At 38.7% G+C, this 7596-nt stretch carries 5 protein-coding genes and 1 pseudogene; all 6 read left to right on the forward strand.

Annotated elements, in window-relative coordinates; translation table 11 throughout:
• Nucleotides 1-1179 precede the first annotated feature (1179 nt).
• Nucleotides 1180-2013 carry an outer membrane protein gene (locus tag ACFIMC_RS06400; protein ID WP_375634574.1) on the forward strand — a complete coding sequence of 278 codons (834 nt, stop codon included), beginning with the start codon at nt 1180-1182 and terminating at the stop codon, nt 2011-2013.
• Between the two features lie 334 nt (nt 2014-2347).
• On the forward strand, nt 2348-3181 hold the full coding sequence (locus ACFIMC_RS06405; protein WP_375636655.1) for a porin: 834 nt from the start codon (nt 2348-2350) through the stop codon (nt 3179-3181).
• Nucleotides 3182-3674: 493 nt separating this feature from the next.
• Nucleotides 3675-4070 (forward strand): porin, encoded by a 396-nt coding sequence (locus ACFIMC_RS06410; RefSeq protein WP_375636653.1) that lies wholly within the window; start codon nt 3675-3677, stop codon nt 4068-4070.
• A gap of 159 nt (nt 4071-4229) precedes the next feature.
• Complete coding sequence (locus ACFIMC_RS06415; protein ID WP_375661221.1) at nt 4230-4361, forward strand: hypothetical protein; 132 nt, start codon at nt 4230-4232, stop codon at nt 4359-4361.
• A gap of 182 nt (nt 4362-4543) precedes the next feature.
• Complete coding sequence (locus ACFIMC_RS06420; RefSeq protein ID WP_375680812.1) at nt 4544-5434, forward strand: outer membrane protein; 891 nt, start codon at nt 4544-4546, stop codon at nt 5432-5434.
• A gap of 215 nt (nt 5435-5649) precedes the next feature.
• Nucleotides 5650-7596 (forward strand): annotated as a pseudogene (locus ACFIMC_RS06425) (hemagglutinin repeat-containing protein); the annotation flags it as partial.

Genomic DNA, 7596 nt, shown 5'->3' on the forward strand with positions numbered 1-7596 from the left:
TACTCTGTATAATGGCAATCGCTCGTTACAAAATTCATGGGTTTGGATAAATATAACCTCCCGATTTTGGGTTACGCTGTTATACTGTAAATACTGTCATTTAAGCGTGACTATACAGCGCATATAAAACTCCTTGATAAGTGTTTTTAGAGTAGGGCTTGTCCAGAGAGCCTTTAGTTAAGTGAATCACATAAGTAAGGAGTTAAGAAAAATCCTCTTGACAAGAAACTAAGCTGTTTGCAGAGAGAATCTGAGAGGATACTTCATCAAAATCGAGTGAAGCAACAAAAATGTTAAACTTTTGATCTTTGATGGTATGCTTCGACTACAGTTTATAAAATATTCATTTGTCTATGATTCAAAATATCAGATATTTTTTCTGCCAAATTCATGATTTTTAAAGCAAGGTGTGGTGTGAAAACTTTAAGAAAGATTTCTCGTTTTTTCAGCTTTAAGGAGATTTCTATATAAGTTTTAATGTTTATCATACCGGTTGTCTGTCTTTAGGCATTTTTTTCAATTTAGTCTTGTAAAGGAGTATGAAATGATATCCTACAAATAAGGCTGAAGCTCTGAAAAGATTTACTATAAGGTTGAGAGAAGAAAAAAATGGTAAGTATGTCAAAAAGGCATAAATGCCTAAATTAAAAACAAAGAGCAAGTGTAATGAAATTGCATGTAATCTTGTTGCAGTCCATGGGGTAGTGGAGATCTTGTTTTATGCGGTATAAGCATTCTTTACAATGAAGAAAAAACAATCAAAGAGCTGTTCACACACTTGCTCGTTTGTGAGGTGCAGGGGGATGGTTTTGGTTTCTTTAATATAAAAAGGCTTAAGATAAGAACATCTTCAATATTGCAGACGAATTAATATAAAAAATATTTTTTCATTATAAATCAATATATTGTATTTTCATTCCAATAGCACACGCTTTACACGGAGGGTATTGTGACGCAGTTTTTTTACAAAATTTATAAAGGAGAGCAAATGTGAGAAAAAGAGATCATTTGTGCATGGGCATAGTTTTATTCTCATTTATTACAGATCAAGCAATTAAGGGTACTTTGATTGGCTTTTTGTTTTTTTTATAAGTGTATCATTTTTGCTACAGATATCTGAAGATGGGGCTCTATATGAAATGGTGTGTTCAAATAAATATTCAGCTATGGAGAGAAAATATGAATATGAAATGGTTAATAACAGCTTCTGCTTTCGCTTTTGTTTCAGCTTCAGCAGCACAAGCAGCAGATGTTATTGTTCCCCCAAGTCCAACACCTGTTGCTCCCGTTATTGTTGCTCCAACTTTTTCTTGGACAGGTTTTTATGTTGGGGGCCAGATTGGTGGTTTTTCGGGTAAAACGAAAATGGATATTCTCAGTAATGGAAAAAAGATTCCAGTGCCTGATGACCTTTTGCCTAAACTATCTGGTTTCATGGGTGGTCTTTATGCAGGTTCCAACGTTGATCTTGGTAATGGCCTTATTCTAGGTGTTGATACAGATATCATGTGGTCTAATAAAGATGACACGAAGACAGGAAACACATATGTTATTCTTCCAAATCACATAAATTATATTAAGAAGATATTAACAGAATCTGGAATTAATATTGGTAAAGATGCGCTTGAACCTGGTGCTAAACGAACCCACAGTTTCACTTTTAAAGAAAAGTGGGCTGGTGCGACACGTGTACGTATTGGTTTTGCAGCTGAACGCATTATGCCTTATGTTGCTGGTGGTATCGCTTATACCCAGCTTCAAGATACTGCATTGATTTCAATAACAGGCAAAGATTCAGACAAAGTAATAGCTTCTGGTACCTTGTCTGATGAAACAAAGACCCTTGTTGGTTACACTCTGGGTGCTGGTGTTGATTTAGCAATGACCAATAACGTTATTGTCCGTGCGGAATATCGTTACTCTGATTTTGGGAAAAAGAAATTCTCAAATGATAAATATGAGACATCTTACAAAACCAATGATTTCCGAGTTGGTGTTGCTTACAAATTTTAACAGATGATAAGTTAAATAACAGAGGCGCCGTCTTTAACAGCGCCTCTGTTATTTTCTGTTGCTATATTATCACACAATACATAATTTATTGTGGATATGAAAAGATATTATTCAGGTTTTCTTAAAAAAATCATAGACAATAAACAAGAATTACATTTAAAAATCAATAAGTTATATATATATATATCTTTAGGTTTCTCGTACAAAATCAAGCTATGAAGCGATTTTGTCTGGGATGTGCCCTCCATTTTCTGTGACTGTATCATTTTTACTACAGCTTTTCTTTCTGTAATCTTGTAGCACTGTGCTCATAAATAAATTAGGAGCAAAGTTTATGAATATAAAATCTTTAGTAACAACTTCTGTTATCGCTATAGCAGCAGCTTCTGCAGCACAAGCTGCTGATGTTATCATCCCTCGTGAAACAGCCCCAGCAGTTATCTCAGCCCCTTCATTTTCTTGGACAGGCTTTTATATCGGTGGTCAAGTTGGTAACTTTTCAGGTAAAGTTGATGTAGTTGATTCAGAAACAAAAAAGAAAATTACAGATAAAGACTGGACACCTAAGCCTTCCGGTTTTATGGGTGGTATTTATGTAGGTTCTAACGTAGATCTTGGAAATGGCCTCATTCTAGGTGTTGAAACCGATGCAGTCTGGGCTGACCGCGAAGATTCAAAAGCGCATTCAGCAGTCATTGGGGAAGCAGGCCTTGACAGTTTCAAAGATAAGCTTACAGTAGCGAAAGCTACACCTGCTACAGGAAAAACTATTGCTGGTATCGTGGCGACTGACAAACGTGTAGAGGGCACCTCTATAAAAGAAAAATGGTCTGGTGCAACACGCGTTCGTGTTGGTTTTGCAGCCGTTGATCGCATTATGCCTTATGTTGCTGGTGGTATTGCTTATACGCAGCTGCAAGTGGTTGATTTTCTTAAGGCAGCGACAGCTGAAGGTGCCGAAATCGCTTCTGCTAAAGTGTTTGATGAAACGAAAACAATGGTTGGCTTCACTGTAGGTGGTGGTATTGACTTTGCAATGACAGACAATGTTCTATTGCGTGCAGAATATCGTTACTCAGACTTTGGTAAAAAAGCATTTGTAAAGGACGGGGATAAATTCGCTTACAAAACCAATGATTTCCGTGTAGGTGTTGCTTACAAATTCTAATTTCGTAAACAACGAAATAAACTTTCAAGAGGCTCTGTCAAAGACAGGGCCTCTATTCTTTTCTGTTGTTATATTATCACATACCCTATATTTATTAGGGGAGTAAAAGATATTATTTAGATTTTCTTAAAAAGATTTTTATAAATGACAGATAACAATTATTCCATAAAATCAATAATTTACACATACTTGTAACTTACAATTTCTTATGAAAATTCTTATGAAACGTGAAGTTATGAAATGACTTTATCTTGCGTCAGCTTTCGTTTCCTATGATTGTATCATTTTACTACAGCGTTTTTTTTGTAGTCGTATAATACTGTGCTCGTAAATAAATGAGGAGCAAAGTTTACGAATATAAAATCTTTAGTAACAACTTTTGTTATCGCTATGACTACAGCTTCTGCGGCACAAGCTGCTGATATTGTCATTCCTCGTAAAACAGCTCCAACAGTTATCACAGCTCTTTCGTGTTCTTAGACAGGTTTTTATCTTGGTAGTTAAGTTGGCAACTTTTCAAGTCAAAGTTTATGTATTTGATTTTGAGACAAAAGAAAAAACTTTAGATAAAGATGCACTACCTATGCCTTCCGGTTTCATCGGTGGTATTTATTTAGGTTCCAACGTAGATCTTGGAAATGTTCTCATTCTAGGTGTTGAAACCGATGCAGTCTGGGCAGACCGAGGAGAGACGAAGACGGTCTCAAAGATTCTTGTGATTGATGATTTTAATGATAAATTTAAAGATGCTGGTGTCACATTGGATGAAAATGAAAAGTTTCAAAAGGGTGACACAGCAGTGTATCGCATTGGTTTCAAAGAAAATGGTCTGGTGCAACACGGGTTCGTGTTGGTTTTTCTGTCGCTGACAGCATTATGCCTTATGTAGCTGGTGGTATTGCTTATGCGCAAATACAAGGTGTTGGTAAAGTTTCAGGAACAAAAAAGTTGGGAAAATGGGTAAGCCAAGTAAAGAGTTTCTGCTACAGTATTTGATAAAACAAAAACGATGGAGGGTTTTATCCTTGGTGGTGGTATAGATTTCGCGATGACAGATCATATTCTGCTTCGTGCGGAATACTGTTACTTAGACTTTGCTAAGAAGGAATTTAAAAAGGATTATCTTAAACTAGTCTACAAAAGCAATGACTTTCGTATAAGTATCGCTTACAAGTTCTAATTTCATCAAAAGTGCAATTATGAATAAAAAGTATTAATAAAAAATTAAATTTCCAAAAGATATTGACTTTTAAAAAACCGCTGTTTTCTGGGGTTTTATTTGTATGATTGTGATATTTTTACTACAGCTTTTCTATCTGTAATCTTGTAAGGTCGTTTGATAGTTAATTTAGGAGCAAAATTATGAATACAAAATCTTTAATAGCAACTTCTATTGCCGCTTTAATTTCAGCTTCTGCAGCACAAGCTGCTGATGTTATCATCCCTCGTGAAACAGCCCCAGCAGTTATTGCAGCAGCCCCTTCGTTTTCTTGGACAGGTTTTTATCTTGGTGGTCAAGTTGGCAACTTTTCGAGTAAAACTAAAGTAACTATTCTAGGAGCAGACAAAGAACTTTTCAAAAAAGATAACACACCTAGTCCTTCTGGTTTCATGGGTGGCATTTATGCCGGATCTAACGTAGACCTCGGAAATGGTCTCGTTCTCGGTGTTGAAACCGATGCAGTTTGGGCAGACCGTGAAGAATCAAAAAAAGCCCGTGAATTGACTCTTACTGAAAAAGATGCAGCAAATTTTAATGATGCCCTTGAAAAAGCTAAGGTTGAATTAAAAGGTCAGCAACGGTTTGAAAACGGTGACAAGGTAACAGAAACGCACAGTTACAAAGAAAAATGGTCTGGTGCGACACGTGTCCGTATCGGTTTTGCTGCTGTTGACCGTATTATGCCTTATGTTGCTGGTGGTATTGCCTATGCGCAGGTGCAGGGCATTCAATCCGTTGCAGGAAAAGGAGAGAGAGCTAAAGTTGAGCAGAAAGCTGACGGGGATGGAAAAGTGCCAGAGGCAGGGGCTAAGCAAGCCATAGATTTGACTGGTGGCACTTGGGCTGATGACACGAAGACAATGCTTGGTTTCACTATTGGTGGTGGAGTTGACTTTGCAATGACAGACAACGTTCTTTTACGTGCTGAATACCGTTACTCCGATTTTGGTAAAAAGAAATTCGCCAACGATACACGTGAATTCAACTACAAAACCAATGACTTCCGTGTAGGTGTCGCTTACAAATTCTAATTTCGTAAAAATGAAATTATCAGCACAAAAAATACTAAGGCCTCGTTTAACGGGGCCTTTATTTTATTATCTCTCTATTTTATTCCTCTTAATCTCTTCATTTTTAATGGGATCATACTCCTCATGCAAAACAGAACGCCCTAAACGGAATATACTTGTTGTTGTGTATTCACACATTTTTTTTAAATAAATATTTTTCAAAGTACATCAATCTCACTTATGTCTTTGGAAAAGATTTGAATATTTTAGGCTCTGATGTTCAAACAAAGGATAAACTTCTCTTGCAAGCTGAGAGCAATGTTTCGATTGATGCCACACGCAACAGCATGGACAATCAGAATGGGAGTGAAACATCTCATGTTGCTTTACACAATGGCTCTCATTTAAGTTCTGGAAAAGATACCACTGTCATCTCAGGTCAAGATATCCATATTGCTGCTTCCGATATAGATGCCAAGGGTAATGTTGCTCTTGGCGCCCAAGGGGAGATAGCGATAGGGGTGAGAAACGATGAGATGGAGTATCATCTTCGCACCAAAAACACGAAAGTGGACATGCAAGCCTCTCATGCCGTTGGCTCTTCGATAAAATCGGGAGGTGACACCACTGTCATTGCAGGGCAGGATGGCAAACCGCATGATCTTAGCATTACAGGCAGTTCCATTGCTGCTGATGGCAAGGTGGGGCTGAAAGCCAGCAACGATGTCCTGATCAATAATGCAGAGGATAGCTTACAGTATGAGATGTCGTACCATAAAGACGGTGGGGTGTTTAGTAGCAGCAAATCTGAGCATAACAAGATGGATGTGCGCCAAGTTGTGGGGTCAAGCATAACAGGGGGTGAAGGCATTGCCATTGATTCCGGAAACAACACGGAAGTTGTCGCCTCGATGCTCGTAGCCGGTAAGGCAGAGGAAACGTCAGGAGAGAAAGCACTAGGAGATCAGAAAAAAGCGGATATTACCATTCACTCTGGGGGAAAGATTACTATCAAAGGCGCCCAAGAACACTTGGATCAGCAAGCACAATCGTCATCAAGTGGCTTTTTGCATGAGAAATCGTCCGATACATCTCAATCTCATACCACAACGGTCTCCTCTATCCTTGGGGCAACGGGCAACATCGTGTTAGACGCACAAGGAGAAGCCAAGATTTCTGCTTCTCATCTGCTTTCCGGTCAAGATATCAATGTGAGCGGAGAAAATGTGACGATTGATGGCATGCAAGATCACCATAAAAGCCATTCAGAGACCCATGAAACGGGTTTTGGTGTGGGATCAGGTAAGGGCTTTGTGTCGATATACGGGAGTGAGGGAAAGACAGAAAATGAAGAGAGTTTTGAGCATCAAGGTTCTTCTCTCAATGCGGATGGTAATATCACCATCACTGCCAAGAAAAAAGATGTGAAAATTGTTGGCTCTGATCTTGCGGGTGAGAATATTAACCTTTCGGCAGCGCATGATGTGAATGTGCTTGTTGGTCATAATAGCCATAGGGCAAGCTCAAAGGAAGAACGGGAAGGCTTTGGGTTTCAGTTTGAAAAGAGCAACAGCGGTGCTTCTGTAGGTGTTGGAATTGCAAGCGCCAAAGATACGGGCGATCAATGGGAAAATACTTCCACACAATCACACATCACGGCACGCCAAGATGTGCAGATTACTGCTGACAATGATGTGAATTTACAAGCAGCCATTGTTTCGGCGGATCGTGATGTCAACATTGATGCCGGCAATAATATCACCCTATCAGAAAGCTATGATACCTCTAACGCAAAAGAAAAGCATGAAAAGTCTTTTGCTGGTGTGACAGGCTCTGTCAATGTGGGCATTCTTGGTACAGTAAAAGATGTAAAGGATGCAGCCAAACGTTTTGGTCATGGGGATACAAAACACAAAATCGGTAATGGTCTTATTGCTGGTCTAAAAGGCTATGATCTCTATAGCAAAGGCAAAGGTCTTTATAATGAGATGAAGAGTGGAAACAAACAGTCTATTCGTGATATTGCTGATGTTTCTGCTAGCGTAACCGTGGGCTTTAAGACAGAGAAGGCAGAAGCCTCTGTTCAGACCTCTACTGCGGTAACAGGTACAATAGAAGCAGGACGCGCTGTTAATATGCAAGCCCACAAAGGCAGCATCCATGGTGTTGGAGCCGATATTATT

Source organism: Bartonella sp. AP21QHHD (assembly GCF_042196205.1).
GTDB lineage: Bacteria > Pseudomonadota > Alphaproteobacteria > Rhizobiales > Rhizobiaceae > Bartonella.